The sequence below is a fragment of the Paenibacillus prosopidis genome, assembly GCF_003337375.1.
GTDB classification, from domain to species: Bacteria; Bacillota; Bacilli; order Paenibacillales; family Paenibacillaceae; genus Pristimantibacillus; species Pristimantibacillus prosopidis.
The window spans coordinates 1-23,170 of the sequence record NZ_QPJD01000003.1; the positions used below are offsets into that span (position 1 = coordinate 1).

General features: G+C 46.6%; 20 protein-coding genes. 14 read left to right on the forward strand and 6 right to left on the reverse strand.

Features of this window, described 5'->3' with window-relative positions; translation table 11 throughout:
- Positions 1 to 161: 161 nt before the first annotated feature.
- Positions 162 to 2,048 carry a glucose PTS transporter subunit IIA gene (locus tag DFP97_RS04780; protein WP_114378863.1) on the forward strand — a complete coding sequence of 629 codons (1,887 nt, stop codon included), beginning with the start codon at positions 162 to 164 and terminating at the stop codon, positions 2,046 to 2,048.
- Positions 2,045 to 3,787 (forward strand): phosphoenolpyruvate--protein phosphotransferase, encoded by a 1,743-nt coding sequence (ptsP, locus tag DFP97_RS04785; protein ID WP_114378864.1) that lies wholly within the window; start codon positions 2,045 to 2,047, stop codon positions 3,785 to 3,787. Before DFP97_RS04780 ends, ptsP begins: the two co-directional genes overlap by 4 nt.
- Here the strand turns inward: ptsP and DFP97_RS04790 are convergent.
- Positions 3,784 to 4,314, reverse strand: a complete 531-nt coding sequence (locus DFP97_RS04790) for a type 1 glutamine amidotransferase domain-containing protein (RefSeq protein ID WP_114378865.1) — start codon at positions 4,312 to 4,314, stop codon at positions 3,784 to 3,786. The two genes, ptsP and DFP97_RS04790, sit on opposite strands and share 4 nt — an antisense overlap.
- Positions 4,315 to 4,367: 53 nt before the next feature.
- Here DFP97_RS04790 and DFP97_RS04795 point away from each other — a divergent pair, with 53 nt between their 5' ends.
- The 4 genes from DFP97_RS04795 (at position 4,368) to DFP97_RS04810 (ending at position 7,226) form a co-directional block, all read left to right on the forward strand.
- Positions 4,368 to 4,805, forward strand: a complete 438-nt coding sequence (locus DFP97_RS04795; protein ID WP_114378866.1) for a VanZ family protein — start codon at positions 4,368 to 4,370, stop codon at positions 4,803 to 4,805.
- A gap of 158 nt (positions 4,806 to 4,963) precedes the next feature.
- A complete protein-coding gene (locus DFP97_RS04800) occupies positions 4,964 to 5,377 on the forward strand; it encodes a hypothetical protein (protein ID WP_114378867.1) in 414 nt (137 codons plus the stop codon).
- Between the two features lie 140 nt (positions 5,378 to 5,517).
- Complete coding sequence (gene ccpA, locus DFP97_RS04805; protein WP_114378868.1) at positions 5,518 to 6,522, forward strand: catabolite control protein A; 1,005 nt, start codon at positions 5,518 to 5,520, stop codon at positions 6,520 to 6,522.
- A gap of 5 nt (positions 6,523 to 6,527) precedes the next feature.
- A complete protein-coding gene (locus DFP97_RS04810; protein WP_114378869.1) occupies positions 6,528 to 7,226 on the forward strand; it encodes a 5'-methylthioadenosine/adenosylhomocysteine nucleosidase in 699 nt (232 codons plus the stop codon).
- 117 nt (positions 7,227 to 7,343) lie between these two features.
- Here DFP97_RS04810 and DFP97_RS04815 read toward each other — a convergent pair whose 3' ends face one another.
- Together DFP97_RS04815 and DFP97_RS04820 are read right to left on the reverse strand one after the other, a co-directional pair.
- Positions 7,344 to 8,522 (reverse strand): acetoin utilization protein AcuC, encoded by a 1,179-nt coding sequence (locus tag DFP97_RS04815; protein ID WP_114378870.1) that lies wholly within the window; start codon positions 8,520 to 8,522, stop codon positions 7,344 to 7,346.
- 136 nt (positions 8,523 to 8,658) lie between these two features.
- Positions 8,659 to 9,294, reverse strand: a complete 636-nt coding sequence (locus tag DFP97_RS04820; protein ID WP_281270939.1) for a GNAT family N-acetyltransferase — start codon at positions 9,292 to 9,294, stop codon at positions 8,659 to 8,661.
- Between the two features lie 242 nt (positions 9,295 to 9,536).
- Here DFP97_RS04820 and acsA point away from each other — a divergent pair, with 242 nt between their 5' ends.
- On the forward strand, positions 9,537 to 11,261 hold the full coding sequence (gene acsA, locus DFP97_RS04825) for an acetate--CoA ligase (protein WP_114378871.1): 1,725 nt from the start codon (positions 9,537 to 9,539) through the stop codon (positions 11,259 to 11,261).
- 91 nt (positions 11,262 to 11,352) lie between these two features.
- Here acsA and DFP97_RS04830 read toward each other — a convergent pair whose 3' ends face one another.
- Both DFP97_RS04830 and DFP97_RS04835 read right to left on the reverse strand, forming a co-directional pair.
- On the reverse strand, positions 11,353 to 11,736 hold the full coding sequence (locus tag DFP97_RS04830) for a VOC family protein (protein WP_114378872.1): 384 nt from the start codon (positions 11,734 to 11,736) through the stop codon (positions 11,353 to 11,355).
- A 60-nt stretch (positions 11,737 to 11,796) separates the two neighbouring features.
- Complete coding sequence (locus DFP97_RS04835) at positions 11,797 to 14,859, reverse strand: transglycosylase domain-containing protein (protein ID WP_114378873.1); 3,063 nt, start codon at positions 14,857 to 14,859, stop codon at positions 11,797 to 11,799.
- Between the two features lie 387 nt (positions 14,860 to 15,246).
- Between DFP97_RS04835 and DFP97_RS04840 the strand changes: the two genes are divergently transcribed.
- Together DFP97_RS04840 and DFP97_RS04845 are read left to right on the forward strand one after the other, a co-directional pair.
- On the forward strand, positions 15,247 to 15,777 hold the full coding sequence (locus tag DFP97_RS04840) for an NfeD family membrane protein (RefSeq protein WP_181873362.1): 531 nt from the start codon (positions 15,247 to 15,249) through the stop codon (positions 15,775 to 15,777).
- 25 nt (positions 15,778 to 15,802) lie between these two features.
- Positions 15,803 to 17,344: a flotillin lipid rafts scaffold protein FloT gene (locus DFP97_RS04845; protein WP_281270940.1), complete on the forward strand. Its 1,542-nt coding sequence runs from the start codon at positions 15,803 to 15,805 to the stop codon at positions 17,342 to 17,344.
- A 55-nt stretch (positions 17,345 to 17,399) separates the two neighbouring features.
- Here DFP97_RS04845 and rpsD read toward each other — a convergent pair whose 3' ends face one another.
- Positions 17,400 to 17,999, reverse strand: coding sequence for a 30S ribosomal protein S4 (gene rpsD, locus DFP97_RS04850; protein ID WP_114378874.1), 600 nt, complete (start codon positions 17,997 to 17,999; stop codon positions 17,400 to 17,402).
- 364 nt (positions 18,000 to 18,363) lie between these two features.
- Between rpsD and DFP97_RS04855 the strand changes: the two genes are divergently transcribed.
- The 5 genes from DFP97_RS04855 to DFP97_RS04875 all read left to right on the forward strand — a co-directional run bounded on the left by DFP97_RS04855 (position 18,364) and on the right by DFP97_RS04875 (position 23,111).
- A complete protein-coding gene (locus DFP97_RS04855; RefSeq protein ID WP_245975916.1) occupies positions 18,364 to 20,307 on the forward strand; it encodes a sensor domain-containing diguanylate cyclase in 1,944 nt (647 codons plus the stop codon).
- Between the two features lie 144 nt (positions 20,308 to 20,451).
- Complete coding sequence (locus DFP97_RS04860) at positions 20,452 to 21,213, forward strand: hypothetical protein (protein ID WP_114378875.1); 762 nt, start codon at positions 20,452 to 20,454, stop codon at positions 21,211 to 21,213.
- 8 nt (positions 21,214 to 21,221) lie between these two features.
- Positions 21,222 to 22,340 (forward strand): aminopeptidase, encoded by a 1,119-nt coding sequence (locus tag DFP97_RS04865; protein ID WP_114378876.1) that lies wholly within the window; start codon positions 21,222 to 21,224, stop codon positions 22,338 to 22,340.
- A 103-nt stretch (positions 22,341 to 22,443) separates the two neighbouring features.
- Positions 22,444 to 22,686: an HPr family phosphocarrier protein gene (locus tag DFP97_RS04870; protein ID WP_114378877.1), complete on the forward strand. Its 243-nt coding sequence runs from the start codon at positions 22,444 to 22,446 to the stop codon at positions 22,684 to 22,686.
- A gap of 137 nt (positions 22,687 to 22,823) precedes the next feature.
- Positions 22,824 to 23,111, forward strand: a complete 288-nt coding sequence (locus tag DFP97_RS04875; protein WP_114378878.1) for an Fpa/YlaN family protein — start codon at positions 22,824 to 22,826, stop codon at positions 23,109 to 23,111.
- The last annotated feature ends 59 nt before the right edge of the window (positions 23,112 to 23,170 follow it).

The window sequence follows — 23,170 nt, forward strand, 5'->3', positions numbered from 1 at the left end:
GCCCTATCGTCACCATTTTTTGATTTGAAACATGATTTTCACTACAAGAGTGCTATCTAAGTAATAAGCTTACCTACTTTTGAGACAACCCCTTTTATTTTGACAAAAACGAAGCAAACGCTTAACATCGTTATAGATCACTAATGGACAGGAGGTGCAGGATGATTTTCATGGGAAGCCTGCAGCAGCTCGGTAGGGCTTTCATGCTGCCGATGATTGTATTGCCCGGGGCGGCTATCTTTTTGAGCTTAAGCAAGCTGCCGTGGAATTACATTGGACTGCCTGGTATGGAAGGCTATTTAGTAGCAGCTAGTCAAACAATTTTTGCTTTTTTACCTTACATATTTGCGCTTGGCATTTCGCTTGGCTTGACAGGAAATGCGCTTGCGGCAGGTATGGCGGCGCTTGTTGGAATGACCATATATAGCGGGATTATTGGCACATCTGCAATACAGATTGAGCCGACCGTTCTTATCGGTACCGTAATTGGAATTTTAGCAGGTGTGAGCCATGAGCGTTTCAAAAACCTCCGGCTGCCTGAATATATACAGTTTTTTGGCGGGCCAAGGTTTGTTCCTTTGTTCGTCAGCTTTGTCACCTTGTTACTTTCGATCGGGATGATAAAGATCGCTCCTTATTTGCAGCATTTGCTCGTTGAATTAGGAGAAATAGTTGCTTCGGGCGGCGGCTTTGGCGTATTTTTATACGGGTTCGTTCACCGGATTTTGGTTGTCTTTGGTTTGCATCACTTAGTCAGTCATGTATTCTGGTTTCAAATTGGCGGCTTTGAGACAGCAACGGGTGATATGGTTTACGGAGACCTGCCGCGCTTCTTCGCAGGCGATCCGACGGCAGGAGTCTTTATGGCCGGTCTCTATCCGACGATGATGTTTGCTTTGCCGGCAATTGCGTTCGCCATTATTCATGAGGCGCGCGAGGATTTAAAGCCGAAAATTCACAAAACGTTTCTTTATGCGGCGCTTGCGTCTTTCCTAACCGGTGTAACGGAGCCGGTGGAATTTGCATTTTTGTTTGTGGCGCCCTATCTATATGTTGTGCATGCTATTTTGTCAGGCATTATTATGTGGGTTACATACGAGCTTGACATCAAACACGGATTTTCATTTTCTGCAGGAGCGATCGACTTCATTATTAATGAGCATTTAGCGACTCGCGGGTGGCTCCTTATTCCAATCGGTATTGTAGTCGGGCTTATTTATTACTTTTTGTTCCGGTTTGCCATTCGCCGGTTTCGGATTCCGACGCCAGGACGCGAGGAAGGCTCGCAGCTCGACGAATGGGCAGGCGATATTCCTTACCGCGCTCCGCTTATTTTGCAAGCCATCGGCGGCAAACAAAATATTGAACGAATGGAATCGTGTATTACTAGACTTCGGCTTAAGGTTTCGAATGAAAAGCTTCTCGATATAAATGCGCTTCGCAATCTGGGTGCTGCGGGAGTTATCAAGCTGGGCGGAGGTCATGTTCAGGTTGTGTTCGGTACCTACTCGGAGTTAATACGTGAAGAAATGATCAAAACGATTCATAGGGATCAAGCTCAGGTGCTGTTTCATTCACCGATGCAGGGACGCATGATTCCGCTTAATGAAGTGCCGGATCCGATTTTTGCCGGAAAGCTTGTTGGACAAGGTGTCGCATTCATTCCCGACAAAGGGGAGCTTGTCTCGCCGGTCAAAGGTAAAATCATACATATTTACCCGACGATGCATGCGATCGGTATCCTCACACCTGAAGGGCTTGAAGTGCTGCTTCATATCGGCATCGATACCTCGCGTCTCGCAGGCAAGTCTTATTTTAAAGCAGTGGTCAAAGAGGGCGACGAGGTTACGCCAGGCATGCTGCTCATTCGGTTTGACTTGCAGCGGGTACGCAAAGAGAGCAAGTCTCTAGCTACGCCAATGGTCATCACAAATTCCGATCTCGTTCATTCTTGGCGGTTCGCCCCGTTCAAAGCTGTGAAAAAAGGACAGTCTTCGGTAATGTCGGTTGTACTTAAAGAGAGAAATGGTGGAGGGGAAAGACAATGATTCAAGGAATAGGAGCGTCAGCAGGCATAGCGATCGGGAGAGCGTTCGTCCTGCCGAATTGGGAGTGGGAGTTACCGGAGCAAAAAATTGATGTAGCCGATTTTGCCCGCGAGTTCGAACGTGTATACGAAGGCATTCGTACCTCTAAATCTGAAATCGAACAGATCAAGGATGAGCTGCGTGAGGTTGTAGGTTCGGAGGAAACACATATTTTCGACGCGCATCTCGCGATTTTGGACGATCCTGTCTTCATGAACGAAATACAAGGCATTATACAACGGCAGTACAAAGCAGCAGAAGTAGCGGTTAAGGAAGCGATTGACCATTTCGTTACGATGTTCGACCTGCTCGATGACGAATACATGAAAGAGCGGGCGCTTGATATTAAAGATGTTGGTAACCGCCTGTTGAAGCACTTGCTCGGTGCGCCTGAAATTACACTGCCCTCAGATACGCAACCGTTCATATTGATCGCCAAAGAGCTTTCTCCGTCCCAGCTTGCACATATAAATCCGCAGCATGTACTCGGAATTGTGACGCTTGCAGGCAGCACGACTTCGCATTCCGCAATAATGGCGCGTGCGCTGGGCGTTCCGCTTGTCGTCGGCGTCGAGTCTAATTTGGAGGAACCCATTCAGACGGGGCAGACGCTTATTATTGATGGAGGCGACGGCAGCGTTTACCTTAATCCAAATCAGCAAATAATCGATACTTATACGGAGCTGCACCGTCGTCAAGCGGAAGCTAAGAAGAAGCTGCATGGCATTGCCGGCTACCGTCCTGTAACGCCTGACGGAAAGACACTGGAGCTTGCGGCGAATATTAGCTCTTTCAAGGAGCTTGAAATTGCATTGTCGAGCGGGGCGCATGGTGTAGGCTTGTTCCGTACCGAATTTTTATATATGGATCGAAACCGGTTTCCGAAGGAAGAGGAGCAATTCGAAGTATACCGCAGCGTAGCTGAGAAGCTTGAAGGCGAGCCGCTCGTTATTCGTACGCTGGATGTCGGCGGCGATAAGCAGCTTGATTATTTTGAGCTGCCGGAGGAGGATAATCCGTTCCTCGGCTACAGAGCGATCCGCATTTCACTAGATCGTCAGGACTTGTTCAAGACGCAGCTTCGCGCGATACTGCGTGCGAGCCACTATGGGCAGGTAAAGCTGATGTATCCGCTTATTTCGTCGGTTGACGAGGTGCGCGCGGCTAATGCCATATTGAATGAAGCGAAGCGCGAGCTAGAGCAAGAAGGCCACCCATTCGATAAACGGATGAAAATAGGCATCATGATCGAAGTGCCCGCGGCTGTAATGATTGCCGATCTGCTCGCGGAGGAGGTTGATTTCTTTAGCATCGGCACTAATGATTTGGTACAGTTTACTTTAGCGGTAGACCGAATGAATGAAGAAATTTCACATCTGTATGAGCCTTATCATCCAGCCTTGCTGAGAATGCTGCGAATGACGGTCGAAGCTGCAAAACGAAGCGGCATATCCGTTGGTGTGTGCGGGGAGCTTGCGGGTGATTTAAGGGCGCTGCCGATCTGGCTTAGTCTGGATGTGGATGAGCTCAGCATGTCTTCGCACGCGATATTGCAGGTAAAGGAACGATTATTATGTACCTCGCAAGAAGAAAGCCGGATTGTCTTTCAACAATTGCATGAATGCCGCACGAGCAGCGAAATTTTGGAGCATCTAAGCGGGTTTATGCAGCGCATTGACGAAAAAACAGCGAATGGTTAACCCATTCGCTGTTCAAGTGCGTCTACGAACGCTTTTGCATATGGAGGAAGATCCGGCGGACGGCGCGCGGATATAAGATTTCCATCTGCAACTACCGCTTCATCAAACCATGTTGCACCTGCATTTTCCATATCATCGCGGATACCCGGCGTCGAAGTTACTTTACGGCCTTCTAATATTTTAGCTGATATGAGTACCCAACCTGCATGACAGATTTGCCCAATCGGCTTGTCAGCTGCATTAAGCTCTTGCACAAGCTGCAGTACTTTCGGGTAACGGCGCAGCTTGTCTGGCGCCCAACCGCCTGGTACAAGCAAGCCGATGATGTCTTCGCTGTTCACTTCATCAAACGACAAATCGGCAACAGCTGGTACACCGTATTTACCGATATGCGTTTTGCCTTTCACTGGACCTGCGTATAGGACCGTTGCTCCAGCTTCGCGTACCCGGTATACAGGATACCATAGCTCTAAATCTTCAAATTCATCGTCAAGCAAGCAGATGACGGTTTTGTTTTGCAACGACATGCTATTCCCCTCCATCTATTATTTGTCTCTATCATTGTAACGAAGGAGAAACGATGAAGCAAACGGAAACGACCTCAAATTCATTTCGATATCGTAGACTGCTCCGGTTTTTGCCGGCTGTTGCCTGGATGAGCGTTATTTTTGTGTTATCCTCAAGAACCGGCGATGAACTTAACACACTGCTTCCATGGTTTCAAAAGATGTTCCCTTTCATGGAGGACTTCAATTGGGGGCATTTCGTATCCTACTTTATTCTTGCACTTACTATTGATTATGGAATAGGCGCGAAGGCTGATCGCATCCGGATGAAGGCAGTTATTGTTCTTCTATGCGGATTGTATGGCATTACAGATGAATTTCATCAATCTTTTGTAGGAGGCAGGATGCTGGATCCGCTTGATTTGCGCAACGATCTTATCGGAGCAGCCTTGTGTACGGCATTGATTGCGGTACCTCCAATTCGCAGGTTATGGAGAAAAGCCGCACGATGAATGAACGTTTGGTTTAAACGATAATTATGGATTGTGTAGTAAAAATTACATAGCTTGTGTAAGCAGGAGTTTTTGCAAAAAAGGTCGAATCATTTATCACATGACTCTGCAATGGAATGTTTAGCGGCATTCATTGCTCTGAGAAGGAGTGAACCATTTTGCAAAAGCGGTGTCATTGCGGTGACATCATGAAGATGAAACTGCGCACAGTTATTTATTCCGGGAAGGTTGAGATCGATAACGTTCCCATATACTCCTGCTCAACCTGCAACAGGAGCGAAGTGTTTCCCGAGGTGAAGCCGGATTTAACCGGATTAATCGCTCAATTGGGAGCCCAGCCAAACAAACAAACATTCTTGTTTAATGAATGCAATGAATGGGCAGATTTGTTAGTAGAAGCGAAGGCCGACAAACAACAGACGGATCATACCGCTGTTGAAAGATTAATTGAAGACCGGATCAACAAGCTGCTTGACTTGTATTTGCTGGCTCAGACCCTTAACGACGAAGCTTGGATCACGGATTTGAATAAGCGGCTTGAGCAAATAAGCCGTCGCTCGCTTCATACATAGCTGATAGTGATTAGGATTTTACATGCACCGTGACAGAACCTAACAAGCGTGAACATTGCGAAAAGTAATATTTTGTCGTATGATTACGTTAATATACGGCGTACGTAATGTTAAAATCTGAGCTAATGGAGAGAAGCACTGTGACGGTAACCATTTATGATGTAGCAAGAGAAGCAGGAGTATCGATGGCTACGGTTTCACGGGTTGTTAATAATAATCCGAATGTGAAGCCTGCAACACGCAAGAAAGTATATGAAGCAATAGAACGGCTCGGATATCGTCCAAATGCTGTAGCACGCGGCTTGGCAAGTAAGAAAACGACTACGGTAGGCGTTGTCATTCCCGACATTTCAAACGCTATCTTTGCTGAGGTAGCCCGCGGAATTGAAGATATTGCGAATATGTATCATTATAATATTATCTTGTGTAATGCGGATAAGAAAAAAGATAAAGAAATCCGTGTTATTAACACCCTTCTTGAGAAGCAGGTGGACGGCTTGCTGTTCATGGGCGGCGCAGTAACGGAAGAGCATTTGCAAGCTTTCAAAACAGCAAATGTGCCAATCGTGCTCTGTGCGACATCCGATGAAAGCGGGCAAATCCCGTCGGTTGATATTAACCATGAGGATGCGGCTTTCGATGCCGTAAAGAGCTTGCTCGAGCAAGGACATACGCGTATTGCTATGATTAGCGGAACGCTGCAGGATCCTTCCAACGGCTACGCGAGATTCCAAGGATACAAGAGAGCACTCGAAGCTTCTGGAATTGCATATGACGAATCGCTTGTACGAATTGGCAACTACCGTTATGAGTCCGGCGCAGATGCGATGAAATATTTTATCGAGCTGGACAAGCGTCCTACCGCTGTATTTTCGGCAACGGACGAAATGGCGATTGGCGCTATTCATACTATTCAAGATTCCGGGTTGAAGGTTCCTGACGATATTTCGGTTATAAGCGTTGACAATAGCCGGATGGCATCGATGGTACGTCCGCAGCTCACTTCAGTAGCACAACCGATGTACGACATTGGCGCCGTTTCCATGCGTTTGTTGACGAAGCTGATGAAGAAAGAAAATGTTGATCAATCCAAAGTGGTGTTGCCGCATGAAATGGTCGTGCGTCAATCGGTTGGAGGAAGATAAAAGAAATGCCGTTTAACAAAATTGGAATTATAGGCGCTATGTCGGAAGAAATTGAATTGCTGCATAAGCATGTGGACGTAGCGTCACAAGTGACAAAAGCAGGCATTACCTATTTTGAAGGCACTCTTCACGATAAAGCCGTTATTTACTGCAAGTCAGGTGTCGGCAAAGTAAATGCTGCGGTATGCACTCAGCTATTGCTGGATTTAGGCGCAGATTGCGTGCTGTTTACCGGTGTAGCGGGAGCGGTTGATCCACAGCTGAATATTGGAGATATCGTTATTTCGACAAGCTGTATACAGCATGATATGGACTGCTCTCCGCTAGGTTTTGCCCGCGGAACGATACCTTTTCATGCAAGATCAGAGTTTCCTGCCGATGAACGTTTAGTTGAGCTTGCTGCAGCAGCAAGCGACCGGCTTTTCCCGGGACACAGCCTGAAAGGGAAGGTACTGTCAGGGGATCAATTTATCGCGAGCCGCGAGACAGTAAAGCTTCTGCACGAAACGATGCAAGGGGCATGCGCTGAGATGGAGGGGGCTTCTGTTGCCCAAGTATGCGACATGAATGAGATCCCTTTCGTCATTATTCGCTCGATGTCAGACAAAGCGGATGGATCGGCTCATGTGAACTTTTCGGAGTTTACCGTAACTGCTTCCAACAACTCCTACCAAATTATTGACGATATCGTCCAACATATTTGATCAGCTTGCTTGATTAAGAAGAAAAAAGCAACAGTTCTGGCGATGCCGGAATTGTTGCTTTTTTTACCACACTAGAATTTATATGTTTATCCTTGAGAGGCCTCGATAGAGGTTTTCTCATAAATCTTGAATAACGATGGCTTGAACAGCTCTGTTTTTATCGGTAATTTCTGAACGCCGGGGTATCGGTTCGATCCCGGTGACATCGTCCAGCCACTGCTGCGGAAGCTTAAATGGACTGGATGATGCCCATTTCTGCAGCCAATGTTCAGGAAGACTTTGTTGTTGGCCTGCAGCAACTGCTTCAGCAATCGGATGATCAATCATTGTAAGCCAGACGAGTGACCATGCCCTTGGTACAACGCGATAAATATCGTAGCCGCCGCCGCCAAGAGCAACCCAGCGTCCGTCTGTATACGCATGTGCCAGCTCATGAATAATGGCTGGTATTTCTGCGTAAATACGCATGCTGCAATGTATATGTGATAGCGGATCGTAAGCATGAGCATCACAGCCATGCTGGCTGATAATGACTTCCGGCTTGTACATAGCGATGACTTTACGCAAGGTGACATTAAAGCTTTCCAGCCAAGATTCATCCTCTGTGTAGGGCTCAAGCGGCACGTTATAGCAGGCGCCAAAGCCTTTGTCCACACCCTTCTCATGTACGAAGCCGCTCCCAGGGAACAAAAACTTGCCCGTTTCATGAATGGAATAGGTGCATACATCGGGATCATCGTAGAACACCCACTGAACTCCGTCGCCATGATGGACGTCGGTATCGATATATAATACTTTTGCGCCGTACGTTTGACGGATGTGCTTGATTGCGACAGCCGCATCATTATATACACAGAAGCCTGAGGCGCGATCAGGAAAGGCGTGATGAAGGCCGCCCGCGAGGTGATAAGCATGTAAGGCACTACCCGACATAACGGCATCTGCTGCAGCGACTGAGCCGCTGACGATGGCTGAAGCAGCCTTATGGATTCCGGGAAAAAACGTTGTATCCTCCGTGTCTAGTCCGTATTGCTGCGCGATACTGCTGCTTTCGTCATCCTCACTGATATTGCTTAATTGTTTGACCGCGTTTAAATAGTCTGTTCGATGAACGAGTGCAAGTAGATCGTCCACTGAATAAGCAGGAGGGGACTCTATTAGCTCATCCGGTAAAGCGCCGGCTGCTTTGAGCAAATCTATTGTTAACGTAAGTCGATGCGGATCGAAAGGATGATCCTCGCGAAATTTATATCCGTTTGAATCCGAATGATATATAAAAACAGCATTTGAAGCCATCCCTATCCTCCTAAAAGGTTTGCGCAGCAAACCTACTTCGTAAGCAATAGCTAAGGTTTGCGCAGCAAACCTACATCGTAAGCAATAGCTAAGGTTTGCGCAGCAAACCTACATCGTAAGCATCAGCTAAGGTTTGTTAATACATAAACCGTTGACGGAATCGCACGCGGTCGAAGTGCTCGACAGAGCTGAGAGGCACCTCTTTGCCAATCCGCACCATGAGACAATTCGCCGGATGCGAGCAAATTTCAGGGTCATCGGTAGCGAACCATATCATTCCCGCAGATTGCATCAATTTCTCCATCATTTTGCGATAATCCCATACGTTCAGCTTCGTGCCTTCAAGATCCCAGTGCCAATAATATTCAGTCGTAAATACGATCATATTCTCAAGCTGCTCATCAGCGAAAGCGAGCTGTATCATTCGTTTACCCAAGCCGTATCCGCGATAGTCATCTGCCACTTCGATAGCACCCAGCTCAATGAGGTCCAGCATTCCGCCTTCAGACCACCGTTCCAGCTCATCCGCATAATGAAACGTTACGTAGCCGACGATCTCGTCACCTTCACGGGCCACAATAATACGGCCTTCCGGGAGAACGGCAATCTCTACTAATGCATCGTGCTGTTCCTGCGGTCTTCGGAATGCGTCCAACGTTTTATGCATAGACATGCCAATTAATCTATCTGGTGGAACAGGACCTTCAATGATAAGTTCAAGGCTGCCCTGTATTGCGAGCTGCTCCCGCTGCAACCGCTTTCGATGCTCCAAGGCTGTACCCCCTTTGCTGTGTTAATGCAAGCTGATTTGTATCTTCTATTACTCTTTATAACAAACATTCGAGTAAATGAAAAGCGTAGTCGATTAGAAAAAGGATATGCTATAATAGGTGTGGCGGTTTAAAGCCAGTGGAAGCGCCTATGGCAGTCAGCTTGTTTGCCTCAAGTACTGTTCAAGTTTTGAAAGCGTATTCCTACGGTGATGAGAGACAGAATTGATGGGAGAGTGATAGCATGATCAACTTACATCAAGAACGAATTCCAGCAACTGCAGCAAATCCGAATTTAAAAGATTACGATGCAGCGGCAGCGACATTTGACTGGAATCAAATCGAAAGCCAGTTTAGCTGGCACAGCACAGGAAAAGTCAATATGGCATACGAAGCAATCGATCGTCACGTAGAGCTCGGAAAAGGAGGCAAGGTTGCACTTTACTACAGCGACAATGGACGGGAAGAATCCTATACATTCGAACAGCTGAGCAAGCAATCGAACCGATTCGCAAACGTCTTGCGCAAGTTAGGAATCACCAAAGGCGAGCGAGTATTTATTTTTATGCCAAGAACGCCGGAGCTTTATTTTAGCGCGCTTGGCGCATGGAAAATCGGGGCGGTTGTAGGACCATTGTTCGAAGCGTTCATGGAAACAGCAGTCAAGGACAGACTTCAGGATAGTGAAGCGATTGCTATCGTAACGACTCCGGCTTTATACAAACGAATTAAACGTGACGAGCTTCCCAATCTCAAGCATTTTATTATTTTTGGCAATGATGTGCCGAAGGAAGAGGGTATCATCGATTTCGCAGCAGAGATGTCAAACGCTTCGGAAGAGGCGGAGGTCGAATGGCTTGACCGCGAGGATGGTCTCATTTTGCATTATACATCAGGTTCAACCGGCAAACCGAAAGGCGTCTATCATGTTCAAAACGCGATGGTTCAGCATTTGTACACGGGACAAATCGTACTGGATTTGAAAGAAGACGATATATTTTGGTGTACCGCTGATCCAGGCTGGGTTACGGGAACATCATACGGTGTTTTCGCTCCGTGGTTAAACGGTGCTACAAACGTCATAAGAGGCGGCCGATTCAGTCCGAGCGATTGGTATAGCGTTATCCAAAAATACGGCGTAACGGTTTGGTACAGCGCGCCAACGGCTTTCCGCATGCTCATGGGAGCGGGGGACGACGTATCGCAGCAGTTCGACCTATCAAGCTTACGTCATGTGCTTAGTGTCGGAGAACCTCTTAATCCAGAGGTTGTCCGTTGGGGCATGAAGGTATATGGCCAAAGGATTCACGATACATGGTGGATGACGGAAACAGGCGGTCAGCTTATTTGCAACTATCCGAGTATGGATATTAAGCCTGGCTCTATGGGTAAGCCGCTTCCGGGCGTAAAGGCTGCCATCATTGATGACAATGGCATCGAGGTTCCGCCTTACCGTATGGGCAACTTGGCTGTTCAAACGCCTTGGCCTTCGATGATGAGGAAGATTTGGAACAATCCTTCCAAATACGAGGAATATTTCCGGCTTGAAGGCTGGTATGTATCTGGTGATTCCGCCTATATGGATGAGGATGGCTATTTCTGGTTCCAAGGGCGTATTGACGATGTCATTAACACAGCCGGAGAGCGGGTAGGTCCGTTCGAGGTGGAGAGTAAGCTGGTCGAGCATCCTGCGGTAGCAGAGGCGGGGGTAATCGGGAAACCTGATCCGATGCGCGGTGAGATCATTAAAGCGTTTATCGCTTTACGTGAAGGCTACACGCCAACCGATGAACTGAAGCAGGAGATTTCACAATTCGTCAAAATTGGCTTGTCTGCACATGCTGCGCCAAGAGAAATTGAGTTTAAGGATAAGCTTCCCAAAACACGCAGCGGCAAAATTATGCGCCGAGTGTTAAAAGCATGGGAGCTAAACCTGCCGACTGGCGATTTATCTACCATTGAGGATTAAAGTGGTTACAGTACAACAGTTTATAAGCAAATAAAGAGAGGGTGCCCCTGTTCAGGGGCACCCTCTCTTTATTTGCTTATTGTTCATTTGTTTACCGCTGAAACAGCTCGATCCATTCGCCATCCGGACCGCTTACAAAGAAATACCTGTAGCCATTCGGAAGCGTCGTAATTTCTTGGTCAATAAAAGATACGTTCAATTGCTTCAACCGGTCAAACTCGGCTTGTACATCCGGTACGGTAACAGCAAAATGATGGACCTTTCCTTCAATAGGAAGGCTATCATTATAGCCTTGAATTAATTCAACTTCCGTTTCATCAGAATTTCCGAAGCCGAGAAAAGCAAGTTGTATTACACCATTCGTATGTGTAATGCGTCCGTTTAGCTCAAATCCGATAATTTCAGTATAAAACTTTATCGATGCATCAATATCTTTGACCATAACGCCAACGTGATCGACTCGTTTCTTTGTCATAAGAATCGTTCCTCTCTTGGGTACAGCGCCCTCTGAAGAGGGCGCTGCTTTTTCTTTGGATCAGTTAACCGTTATTGTTGAGGAAGGCGCTGACTCGCCATTTCCGTTTTCGGATGTCACATAAAATGATCCGGAAACGAAAGGGGCGACATATTCAAAGCTCGTTTCCGATGTTGATCCGATCTTCGAATATTTCCCGTCCCTTTTAGGGCTATAGTAAACATTATATTGCGTCACTTGCTCAGATATGGTGTTAGCCGCCCAGCTTAGCTTTACGCTAAGCTCTGACTTGTCAGCTTGGAGACCGGTTGGCGAGGCAGGTACCGCGTTTCCATTCTCGTCGCCGTTTGGTCCACCGCTTCCGTCAGGCAGGATAGGTGTAGTGGAAACATTTCCATACTGTTGCAGCTGGCTTGGCGCAGATTCTTTGCCAACCACGTCTACGGATGTAACGTAATACGTCATGCTCTGAGAGTTCGAAGCGTAAAATTTCATTTTGTTATCGCCGCCTGCTATCAACGACTCTCCGAATTTCTCATAAGGACCTTGATTTACCGATTTATACACTCGGTAGCCAACAACATCCTTTGCCGAACTGTCATTAAACGTTAAGATGACAACTCCGCCATCAGCTGATGTCAGCTTAACGTTTGCCGGCGGCGGCGGCGCTGCTCCGTCATCGACACGTGGGTCAGGCTTCGACGGTGCGTCATTTTCCGCATCAGCAGGTAAATAAACTTGAAGCGACCGCCGGCTCTTAGCAGGTAATTTCGCTTGAGCTGCTTTTATTTCATCCATTAGCGCATCGAGTGGTTTTTTCCGCTTAACAACGATTTTCTCTTTAATCATATCGCTAGGAGTTGCTGGATTCGGAACGTAATTAACACCCTCGTACGTAATATAAGACATCTTCACCAAGGCATCATCGGTCTTCTTCGGAATATCCTTCTTATTAAACCAGTCTGTTACAAGCATGCCTGCTTCCTTTGTTAATTGGCTTGGGAGCATGCCGCTTGCGCTGGATACAGTCGCTTTGATGATGCCGGAAGGACGCTCGAATTTATCCGTAACAAACATTTCCGGCTTCGTTTCCGTTAATTCATTCATAATTAAGGCCCAGATCGAACGTGCTCTTGCTTTACCGTTTTCAGTTAAGGAGTTAACTTGCTCCTCGTAACCTGCCCATACACCAAGTGTTACATCAGGCGAGAAGCCCATGAACCATACGTCGCCATAGCTTTGGGTAGATCCTGTTTTACCGGCAATAGGGATTTCACCGTATTTATCGAATTGTGAGGTTAGCTTGTGACCGGATCCGCTTTTGCTGGATATAACGGTTGAGAGCATATCCGTCATCAAAAACGCGCTTTGCTCTGAGAATACCCGTTTTGGCTCCGACTTGTGCTCATATACGATTTTTCCGTTTGCATCGGTAATACGCTCGATCATGTACGCATCGTTGAAAACACCTTTGTTCGGAATAGACCCGTATGCATTCGTCAGCTCCTCCACCGATACACCAATGCTAAGTCCGCCGATTACGCCGGTTTGCGCGTAAGAATCTTCCGGCTGAAGCGTCGTAATGCCTAGTTTTTTCACGAATTCCCAAGCATTTTCGATTTTGACTTCCTCGTTGAAAATTTTCAGTGCCGGCAAGTTTAACGAGCGGTTTAATGCATCGCGGGCTGTCACGAGTCCGGCAAACTTTTTGTTGACGTTCATCGGAATATGGAAACCCTTTTCTCCGTCCTTCATGACGATCGGAGCATCGTCTATAATGCTGGCCGGCTGAATGATGCCTTGCTCGATTGCAGGTAAGTATGCGGCAATCGTCTTCATGGTAGAGCCCGGCTGACGAGTCATTTGAGTAGCGTAGTTGAGCTGCTCCTCATAGAAATCCCGGCCTTCAAGCATCCCGATAATTGCGCCTGTTTTGTGATCCAACATAACAGCTGCTATTTGCTCTAATCCTTTTTTTTCGCTGTATGGCGTGAAATTTTCTTCATTGGACCCAATCTCGCGCATCAGCTTATAAATTTCTTTGTCGATCGTCGTATAGACGTGATAACCGCCGCGAAGCAGATGCTCACGGGCCTCTTCAATCAGAGGTGCATTTTCCTTTTTCTGCAGATCGGCTTTCGTTAAATTAGCATCCTGCTGCATGAGCATGATTTCAGCTGCTTGCCGCTCAGCCTCAAGCATGAGGTAAGGATAAGTCGTATATGCTTTTTCACTCGGCGGCGCCAGCGTCTTGCGAATGTCGAAGCTGCTAGCCTCGTCGTATTGCTCTTGCGTTATCCGTCCCGTTTGAAGCATGCGCATCAATACGGTCTTCTGGCGTTGAAGGGCCAATTGAAAGCCTTCTTCGTTGAATTGACCTTTGCCGGTAAAGGCCGTATACGCCGATGGACGCTGCGGCAAGCCTGCAAGATAAGCAGATTGAGCAATATTTAGTTGATTGATATCCGTAATGTTAAATATTCCTTTGGCCGCAGCTTTGATGCCGAACACCTGATACCCGCTTGATCCGTTACCGAAAGGCATTTTATTTAAGTATGCTGTTAATATTTCTTCTTTCGTTAAGTACCTTTCCATGCGAAGGGACAAAAAGATTTCTTTGATTTTGCGGCTGTCGGTTTTGTCCAGGCTAAGAAACACGCGGCGGGCCAGCTGCTGAGTGAGCGTACTTCCACCCGTTTGCGTATCCTCGTTAAGCAGCTTTTGCTTCACAGCCCGTCCAATACCGTTAATGTCGACACCATAATGCTCGAAGAAATTGTTGTCTTCAATAGCGAGCAGGGAATCGATTACTTGTTTAGGCAAATCATCATAAGTAATGATAAGCCGGTCTTCATCCGTACGGAGCTGTCCGACTAAGGAATCATCATTAAAGTAAACATAACCTGTTAATGCGTTTTCGCCGACTTTCTCTTCAATAATCGTGCGTGGTCTTACCTCTTCATTTTTCACGAGCGCTGCAACGTAGCCGGTTACGGCACCTCCGGCAAGCAACCCTATGAATATTCCGAAATAAACCATCCATTTGATTGTTATAAAAGTTACAATTCCGAATGTTCGCCATTTGCTTTTTTTACCTGGCGCTGCTTGACGTTCTTCTTGCATCTTCCGACTCCTCCTCCAAATAGCAGACCTATTATAACATAAAACACCAAAGTAAGCAGGCATTAACCACACGTAGATAGCGAGCCGAAGTTGCATAGAGCCTGTCCCTTGGGGCTGGAATGATTTTTTATGTCTATATAGACGCATACGAGGCAGGAAAAGTTTTATAGTGAAATGTGAGCATTTAACAAAGGTGAAGCTGGGAAGATTTTCTTCAGGTAGACAATCATAAATTTGTAAAATAAAATTAGATGATTGCCTTAAAAACAGCTTGCTGAAATGGTAAATTTCAGTAAGCTTCATTTTTTCAGCAACAAATAACAAACTTCAACGTAATAAATAACGGAAGTATTAGGAGGTTCTGGATACATAGAAAGGAGGAGGAAGTTGGAGACGCTATTTATGGCATGTCTCATTGGCGGAATACTGTACGCGATCGTTAGTGTCGTATTCGGGGATTGGCTGAGTCAAGCACTTGACGGAATGCTCGATTTTTTATCGTTAGAAGGTCATCCTTGGCTGCAGCCTACTTCGATCGTGGGCGGGATTACCATGTTTGGCGGAGCTGGTCTCCTGCTCGAACGTTATACCGCGTTCGGTGCAGCAGCTGTCACATTCGTCGCATTGTTTATCGCTATTATAGCGGGGGCGGGAGTTTTCTTCCTGTATATTAGGCCGATGGAGGAAAGTGAAAACTCAATCGCCTTTTCACTTCAAGCATTGTCCGGTATGCTGGGTGAAGTGCTCGTTCCTATTCCGGCTTCCGGATACGGTGAAGTAATGGTTAAGGTTGGAGCAGGCTTTACGAATCAAATTGCTGCGAGCTTCGAGGGCGTAGATATTGCAGGTGGAAAGCGGGTCGTCATCGTCGAGGTGAAGGACAGTACGCTTTATGTTTCGGAAGTGAATTTAGATTAAATGAGCAGTTGAAAGGGGAAAGGTTATGCAGGATTATATTGTAATTCCTTTAATTGTTGTAGGTGTCATTGTTTTGCTTGGTCTGGCATTTTGGGCCCGTTATAAGACCGTCAGTCCGGATGAAGCGATGCTCGTAACCGGTTCATTTCTAGGAAGCCGACATGCAAGCACTGATGAATCAGGCCGTAAAGTAAAAATAATAAGAGGCGGCGGCGCGTTTATCCTCCCGATTTTCCAGAAAGCTGAGTTTCTTTCTTTACTGTCTCATAAGCTTGATGTATCTACTCCCGAGGTTTACACCGAACAAGGCGTTCCCGTCATGGCTGATGGGGTTGCGATAATAAAAATCGGCGGCGCGGTAGAAGACGTAGCAACGGCAGCAGAGCAATTTTTGGGAAAACCGACTGAGGCTTTAAAGGGCGAGGCACAAGAAGTGCTGGAAGGACATTTGCGGGCGATTCTCGGCTCGATGACGGTCGAAGAGGTGTATCGCAACCGCGATAAATTCGCTCAAGAGGTACAGGGCGTAGCAGCCAAGGACTTGAAGAAAATGGGCCTTCAAATCGTATCCTTCACCATTAAAGATTTGCGGGATAAGCATGGATATTTGGATGCGCTCGGTAAGCCGCGAATTGCAGCGGTGAAGAGGGATGCCGAGATCGCCGAAGCCGAGGCGGTTCGGGATGCAAGAATCCAGAAGGCGCATGCGGCGGAAGCCGGACAAAAGGCAGAGCTGTTGCGCGATACGAACATAGCTGAAGCTGAGAAGGATAAAGAAATGAAGGTCGCGTCGTTCAAACGCGATCAAGATACTGCGAAAGCTGAAGCGGATCAGGCTTATTCGATTCAAGAAGCCCGCGCGAAGCAAAGCGTCGTAGAGGAGCAAATGAAGGTTGAGCTTGTGCGTAAAGAACGTGAAATCGACCTCGAGGCCAAAGAGATTTTGCGGCGAGAGAAGCAGTATGATGCGGAAGTGAAGAAAAAAGCCGATGCAGACCGTTACGCCGTGGAGCAAGCGGCAGAAGCAAATAAAGCGAAGCAGCTTCGAGAAGCGGATGCCTTGCAGTATCGTATAGAAGCGGAAGCGAAGGCGCATGCCGCACAGAAACGTTTGGACGGCTTGGCCGTTGCCGAAGCGGAGAAAGCGAAAGGTACGGCGGAAGCGGAAGTTATTAGACTTCGCGGTTTAGCAGAAGCGGAAGCGAAAGAGAAGCTTGCTGAAGCATTCGAAAAATTCGGAGAGGCCGCGATACTCGATATTATCGTGAAAATGCTGCCAGAGCTTGCAGGAAAAATAGCAGAGCCAATCAGCAGTATTGATAAGTTGACTGTCGTAGATACTGGAAATGGCGAAGGGGCGGCACGTCTAAGCAATTATGTCACATCACTCATGGCGACAGCTCCGGAAATGCTCAAAAGCGTATCCGGTATTGATGTAAATGCACTTATCAAAGGGCTGACGTCCAAAACGATCGCGGCTCCGCCAGCTGTTAATAAACCGGTAGAAATTGCTGCAGCTTCAACATCTTCAACATCTTCAATATCTAAGCTGCCTGACTTATCCTAGTGACATTATAAGCAAAAAAAACCTTGAACCATATGGTTCAAGGTTTTTTTCATTATTAACGGCTGTAGAACTCGACGATTTGTTTCTCGTCGATATCTTGGGAAAGCTCTCCGCGGTCAGGCAGACGAAGGAATTTTCCTTCCATTGCTTGCTCGTTGAATTCCAAGTAGTTCGGAAGGTGGTGACGGCCTTCCATAGCTTCTTTGATTGTTCTCAAGCTGCGGCTGCGCTCACGCAAGCCGATTACATCGCCAAGAGAAACGCTGTACGAAGCAATGTCCACTTTCTTGCCGTTTACAGTTACGTGGCCATGGGATACCAACTGGCGTGCTCCTGCACGGGAGTTGGAAAGACCAAGACGGTAAACGAGGTTGTCAAGACGGCTTTCAAGGAGGCCCATGAAGTTTTCACCGGCTTTACCTTTCATTTTTGCCGCTTTGTCAAACAAGTTGCGGAATTGTTTTTCGTTCAAGCCGTACATGTGACGAAGCTTTTGTTTTTCTTGCAATTGAACGCCGTAACCACTCATTTTTTTGCGTTGGTTAGGGCCGTGTTGACCTGGAGGGAACGGACGTTTCAATTCTTTGCCAGTACCGCTCAAAGAAATTCCAAGGCGGCGGCTTAATTTAAATTTAGGACCTGTATAACGTGACATGCGTAATGTTAACTCCTTCATCAAATAAATTTGTGAATGGGGTTGTGTTTCGCCGAATACGTTCAATGTCCGAGCATGCTCGTCCCTGTAAGGCTAGTCAGCCGCTGGCCTACAGCGATCGTATTTCAATGAGGGTGACACAAAACCGTACGCCCATCTATTCATCAATAAATATTATATGAAATAGATAGCATTTGTCAAGGTTCGTGAGTGAAAATATAACATTGAAGAAGGCATCTAAAGACCTAGATTATATTAGACATAGTAGTGCATAATTCATAAATATGGAGTATGATATTCGTATTATTACGAGAATAACGGAAGCTCATCTCCTTGGTTGACGGATGGAAGGGTTGGGTGCTGCATGGTTGATCGAATGAATAGCGATAACGCACATCGTAAAACATCAACGAATGCTGATAATTCAGCAGGAACACAACCGATTTGGTTTACGATTGAAGATATCAGCGATGCGGACGAGCCAATGCTGCCGCCTTTGCTGGGTGACAGCTTTCGTCAGTGGGAAGCAGAGGCTGCTGGATTAGAGCTGTTTCTAAATGGGGAATTTGTGTTACTCAACAAAGAGTTGATTGAAGTTGCAACTGCAGGACATGTTAATGCGGAGCATCGCGGGGAACGCGATGCTGTACTTGCTGCTGCAGCCCGCAAAGTCCTAAATAGCGAGTGTACAAGTTCATTCGAAGCTCAACATTTATATGCATCGGCAGTGCCTATTCAAAGGCGCAAAGATGGAGTCGTCTTCGGCATTATCGTATATGTGTCTGCATACGGATCCGATGATTATTTATCTGAGCTCCAGGTATGCGCTCTTCATTTCCGCAGCTGCTTTTACCGGAGGTTCGAGCAGCTTTACGTCCAAGATCTGCTCCTGCAGCAGGAGCGGGCGGATAAGGAAGCTAAGAGAAGAGATGCTTTGTTTGCTGCTGCCAAGCGGCTGTACGATCAAATAGACGTTTCGTCGGTCTTATCGGAATTGCTCCATAGTTTAGAACTGCTTTATCCCAGCTCGGAGGTCCATCTTTATTTGTCGCAGGATCATTTGAACGGCGATCCTCGAGTGAAGCCGCTTGTCTTCAAAAATGCAGAGCATGATCTCGTTGCCAAAGCGTTCCTGAATGGAAAAGCGGTTACAGAGCATGGTCATGACGGTACGATTCGTCTTGCGGTTCCGATGAACGGCAAGCAGGCTGCCTATGGCGTACTCTGCATGTCCAATGGTCCAGGCAAATGGGACGAAGCGGATTTACCTGCCTTTTTGCAGCTCATTGACACATCAGGCTCAGCCTTTGAGAATGCTAAACTGTATGAGCAGTCCAATTTGCTTATCAATGAGCTTAGACTCATCAACGAGCTAACGAAACGGTTAAATCAGTCGCTGCGGCTGAAAGAAATTTTCCATTTCGCCACAAGCGAGCTGTTAACCATTTTTGATGCTGATTATTGCTGCGTGCTGCAGCTGAATAAAGAAAATAATCATTTTGTCGTCATGTCCAGCAACTATCCGGCTTTAACGAGCGAGCAGTTTTCACCTGAATATGGCTTCTGCGGCATGGTTTACCGGACGAGGGAGCCGCTAATCATCTCGGATTATTGGCATGCGCGTGTCGTTACTTCCAAGCTAATGGACAATACGGGCTCAAGATCGTTAATTGCCGCGCCAATTATGGTTGACGGAGAAGTTGTTGGCGTTATTTTAGTTACGCACAAAGCGCCGAATTTTTTTTCCTACGAAAATTATAAGCTCCTCCAAGTTATGAGCACACATATTGGACTAGCGGTCACGAATGCTTCCCTTCATGCTGAAGTGCGCCGTATGGTAATAACTGACAACCTAACCGGGCTGCACGCCCGACATTACTTGAATGAACAAATTCAAAACCGGCAACGCAAAGACCCGTTTGGCTCGCTTATACTCGTTGACATCGATCATTTCAAGCGAATAAACGATACATTTGGGCATCAGGTCGGCGACCGGATACTGATTCAAGTCAGCAGCATTATTAACGCATCGATCCGGCAAGGCGATATCGCGGCCCGTTGGGGCGGCGAGGAGCTTGCCGTTTACTTGCCGGGAATTCGTGTTGAGCAAGCGTATCGTATCGCCGAAAGAATTCGGATGCACGTTGAAGAGGAGACGAATCCGGTAGTTACCGTGTCCTGCGGAGTGTCCGAATGGACCTTCGAGAATGAGAAAATAAGTGTTGAATCATTGTTTTACCGAGCGGATATGGCACTTTATGAAGCAAAAAACAACGGTAGAAACTGCATTTTCATTGGTCAAAATTAAGTGCAGCCCTATAATTTTCAGCATATATGCAATGATGAGGACACCATATAAGGTGTCCTTTTTATTTTGGCCGACAATTTGGAATAAGGAACCGGGAAGATAGGGGACGATACAATAGGAGTAGCAAGCACGGGAGGAATCTATGTGAAACGAAAACAAGCAATAGCTTTTTGTCTTATTGTTGCCTCCATTGTATCCTTGTACGGCTGCAGCAGCGTTGTAAATCGGCGTTCGCCGGAGGAATGGTTGTCCTTGTCTTATTCAGGACTCGCAGCGATGGATCAATATGCGTTCACTGGGTCGATGAGCATGAAAACAGCTGACGGGATGGAATTTAAGCCGCAGACATTTGAGGGCAAAGTTGTTGATCACCAGCAACTAACGCTGCAGACTAGCAGCGAGGACCCGCTTCACTGGAATCCGGTGCAGGTGCTTGAAGCATTAAACAATACGAACAAACAGATTAGCATAATGAACGATACGAATGATCCCGAAACGGTAACGCTGCACATCATTGAGGATGAGGCTGTATCCAAGAAGAGATGGGAGCAGCGGCTGCGGGAGCAGCTCGACCAGCTGGCGGCTAAAGCGCCTTTAGAGGATAGTCCTTACAAGGAGGAGTGGCTGAATGAGCTTGCGCGATCACGTAAGCAGTTAGATGCTATGCTGGCTTCATTAAAAACGGTATCAGAATATGAGCTGGTTATTGATCGAAACCGGCTGCTGCCGCTCAAAATGGACGAGAAGACGGTTTTTAGCTATACACATACGGGAAAGCCCTATTCGGAGGCAAGGTATACGACGGTTCGCTTTCAATCGTTTGACGGTGCCTCAAGCGATACTGTTCAACAGTCACTCAGTCGTGTTACGATGGATTTGTTAACCAGTGATAGTAGGAGGAGATGATTTTACACATGCGTGATCCGCGATTGCAAAAGCTTGCGCAAAATTTAGTTGGATATTCCATCGATGTTCAGCCTGGAGAAAATGTGTTAATCGATATGATTGGCTCTGAACGCGAGCTGGCTAAATGTTTAATAGAAGAGGTTGCAAAGCGCGGCGGCAGGCCATTTGTAGAAACGAGCGACCGTTCCGTTCTGCGTACGCTTCTGCAGCATGCATCAAAGGAACAGTTGGAGCTTTGGTCGGCGCTCGATCTGGAGCGGATGAAGAACATGCAAGGCTATATTGCGGTTCGCTCAGGTGAAAATGTAAATGAACTAGCTGACGTTCCTGATGCAAAAATGCGCCTATACGAGCAAATTTACAGAAATCCCGTACATATGGAGCAGCGCGTCAAAAAAACGAAGTGGGTCGTTTTAAGGTATCCAAATGCGTCTATGGCACAGCTTGCTAATATGAGTACAGAGTCATTCGAAAATTTTTATTTTGACGTATGTAATTTGGATTATGCGAAAATGGACAAAGCGATGGATCCGCTTCAGGCGTTAATGGACAAAACGGACCGTGTTCGAATCGTATCTCCGGGCACGGATTTATCCTTTTCAATCAAAGGAATCGGTTCAAAAAAATGTTCCGGCCACCGTAATATTCCAGACGGTGAAGTCTTCACCGCACCGGTTCGCGATTCGGTTCAAGGTACAATTACGTACAATGCGCCTAGCGTATATTCCGGCGTAACGTTCCAAAATATTTCATTCACATTCGAGAACGGTAAAATCGTCCATGCCGAGAGCAATGATACGGCTCGTTTAAATGAAATTTTGGATATGGACGAAGGCGCGCGTTATATCGGTGAATTTGCGATTGGCTTTAATCCGCATATTTTACATCCGATGAATGATATTTTGTTTGATGAAAAAATTGCCGGAAGCTTGCATTTCACGCCGGGTCAAGCTTATGCAGGAGTGACGGATAACGGCAACCGCTCGTCTGTCCATTGGGATTTAGTGCTAATTCAGCGTCCGGAATATGGCGGCGGAGAAATTTATTTCGATGACGTGCTTATTCGGAAAGATGGCCAGTTTGTCCTTCAGGAGTTGGAAGGGTTAAATTCCGAAAATTTGAAATAAATGAAATTGAAGCGTTTTTCATTTTTCCTCTTGCTGGATGGTGCGATTCGGGTTATCATGGTTTCAAAGGTATGCTTTACTAAATTAACTGGAGGGATCTCCCATGTCCAACAATGCAGCTATTGTAGAAATTTCCCAAACGGCTAGCCAATTCACTTCTTCGATCGTTCTGCAAGCCGAGAGCAAATATATCGATGTTAAAAGCATTCTCGGACTTTTCACTACACTAGTGGGAGGACATGCGTACGAGTTGCATGTACACGGCCCGGATGCGGAAGCGGCGAAAACAGCAATGGCTGACGTATTCGCCAAACATAACTTGAATGTTACTGTAATTACGGATTAGTAGTCTTATAATTTAGAAGAAAAGCGCTCCTTCTTTTTAGAAGGAGCGCTTTTCTGTTTTGTCCTTGTGTAATCGCTCTTTTTCGTCTAATATAAAGGATATAGAAGACGGCGGATACGCGCACAGGGGGGAAAACGATGTCTTCACCGGAAATTACGGTACAATTGCATGAAAAAGCGCTTCGTCTCCTTCAGGAAGATGCGAGTAAAATAGAAAAACTAATCGAAGTGCAGATGGAAAATTTGACAACTCGTCAATGTCCACTGTACGAGGAAGTATTAGATACGCAAATGTATGGGTTCTCGCGGGAGGTTGACTTTGCTGTTCGCGCCGGTTTAATCGCCGAGATGGCAGGCAAAGAGATCGTGAGCAGATTAGAGCGGAATTTGGCTCTGCTATACGAAGCATTGGATAAAAAAGAGTAGTCTCCAATTGGAGGCTACTCTTTTTTATGCAAGTATGGATTAGATGCCTCGAGACATGG

Coding starts and splice junctions, on each gene's coding strand:
- DFP97_RS04780 (WP_114378863.1), top strand. CDS start 162: ATGATTTTCATGGGAAGCCTGCAGCAGCTCGGTAGGGCTTTCATGCTG.
- ptsP (WP_114378864.1), top strand. CDS start 2,045: ATGATTCAAGGAATAGGAGCGTCAGCAGGCATAGCGATCGGGAGAGCG.
- DFP97_RS04790 (WP_114378865.1), bottom strand. CDS start 4,314: ATGTCGTTGCAAAACAAAACCGTCATCTGCTTGCTTGACGATGAATTT.
- DFP97_RS04795 (WP_114378866.1), top strand. CDS start 4,368: ATGAAGCAAACGGAAACGACCTCAAATTCATTTCGATATCGTAGACTG.
- DFP97_RS04810 (WP_114378869.1), top strand. CDS start 6,528: ATGCCGTTTAACAAAATTGGAATTATAGGCGCTATGTCGGAAGAAATT.
- DFP97_RS04815 (WP_114378870.1), bottom strand. CDS start 8,522: ATGGCTTCAAATGCTGTTTTTATATATCATTCGGATTCAAACGGATAT.
- acsA (WP_114378871.1), top strand. CDS start 9,537: ATGATCAACTTACATCAAGAACGAATTCCAGCAACTGCAGCAAATCCG.
- DFP97_RS04830 (WP_114378872.1), bottom strand. CDS start 11,736: ATGACAAAGAAACGAGTCGATCACGTTGGCGTTATGGTCAAAGATATT.
- DFP97_RS04835 (WP_114378873.1), bottom strand. CDS start 14,859: ATGCAAGAAGAACGTCAAGCAGCGCCAGGTAAAAAAAGCAAATGGCGA.
- DFP97_RS04845 (WP_281270940.1), top strand. CDS start 15,803: ATGCAGGATTATATTGTAATTCCTTTAATTGTTGTAGGTGTCATTGTT.
- rpsD (WP_114378874.1), bottom strand. CDS start 17,999: ATGTCACGTTATACAGGTCCTAAATTTAAATTAAGCCGCCGCCTTGGA.
- DFP97_RS04855 (WP_245975916.1), top strand. CDS start 18,364: ATGGTTGATCGAATGAATAGCGATAACGCACATCGTAAAACATCAACG.
- DFP97_RS04865 (WP_114378876.1), top strand. CDS start 21,222: ATGCGTGATCCGCGATTGCAAAAGCTTGCGCAAAATTTAGTTGGATAT.
- DFP97_RS04870 (WP_114378877.1), top strand. CDS start 22,444: ATGTCCAACAATGCAGCTATTGTAGAAATTTCCCAAACGGCTAGCCAA.
- DFP97_RS04875 (WP_114378878.1), top strand. CDS start 22,824: ATGTCTTCACCGGAAATTACGGTACAATTGCATGAAAAAGCGCTTCGT.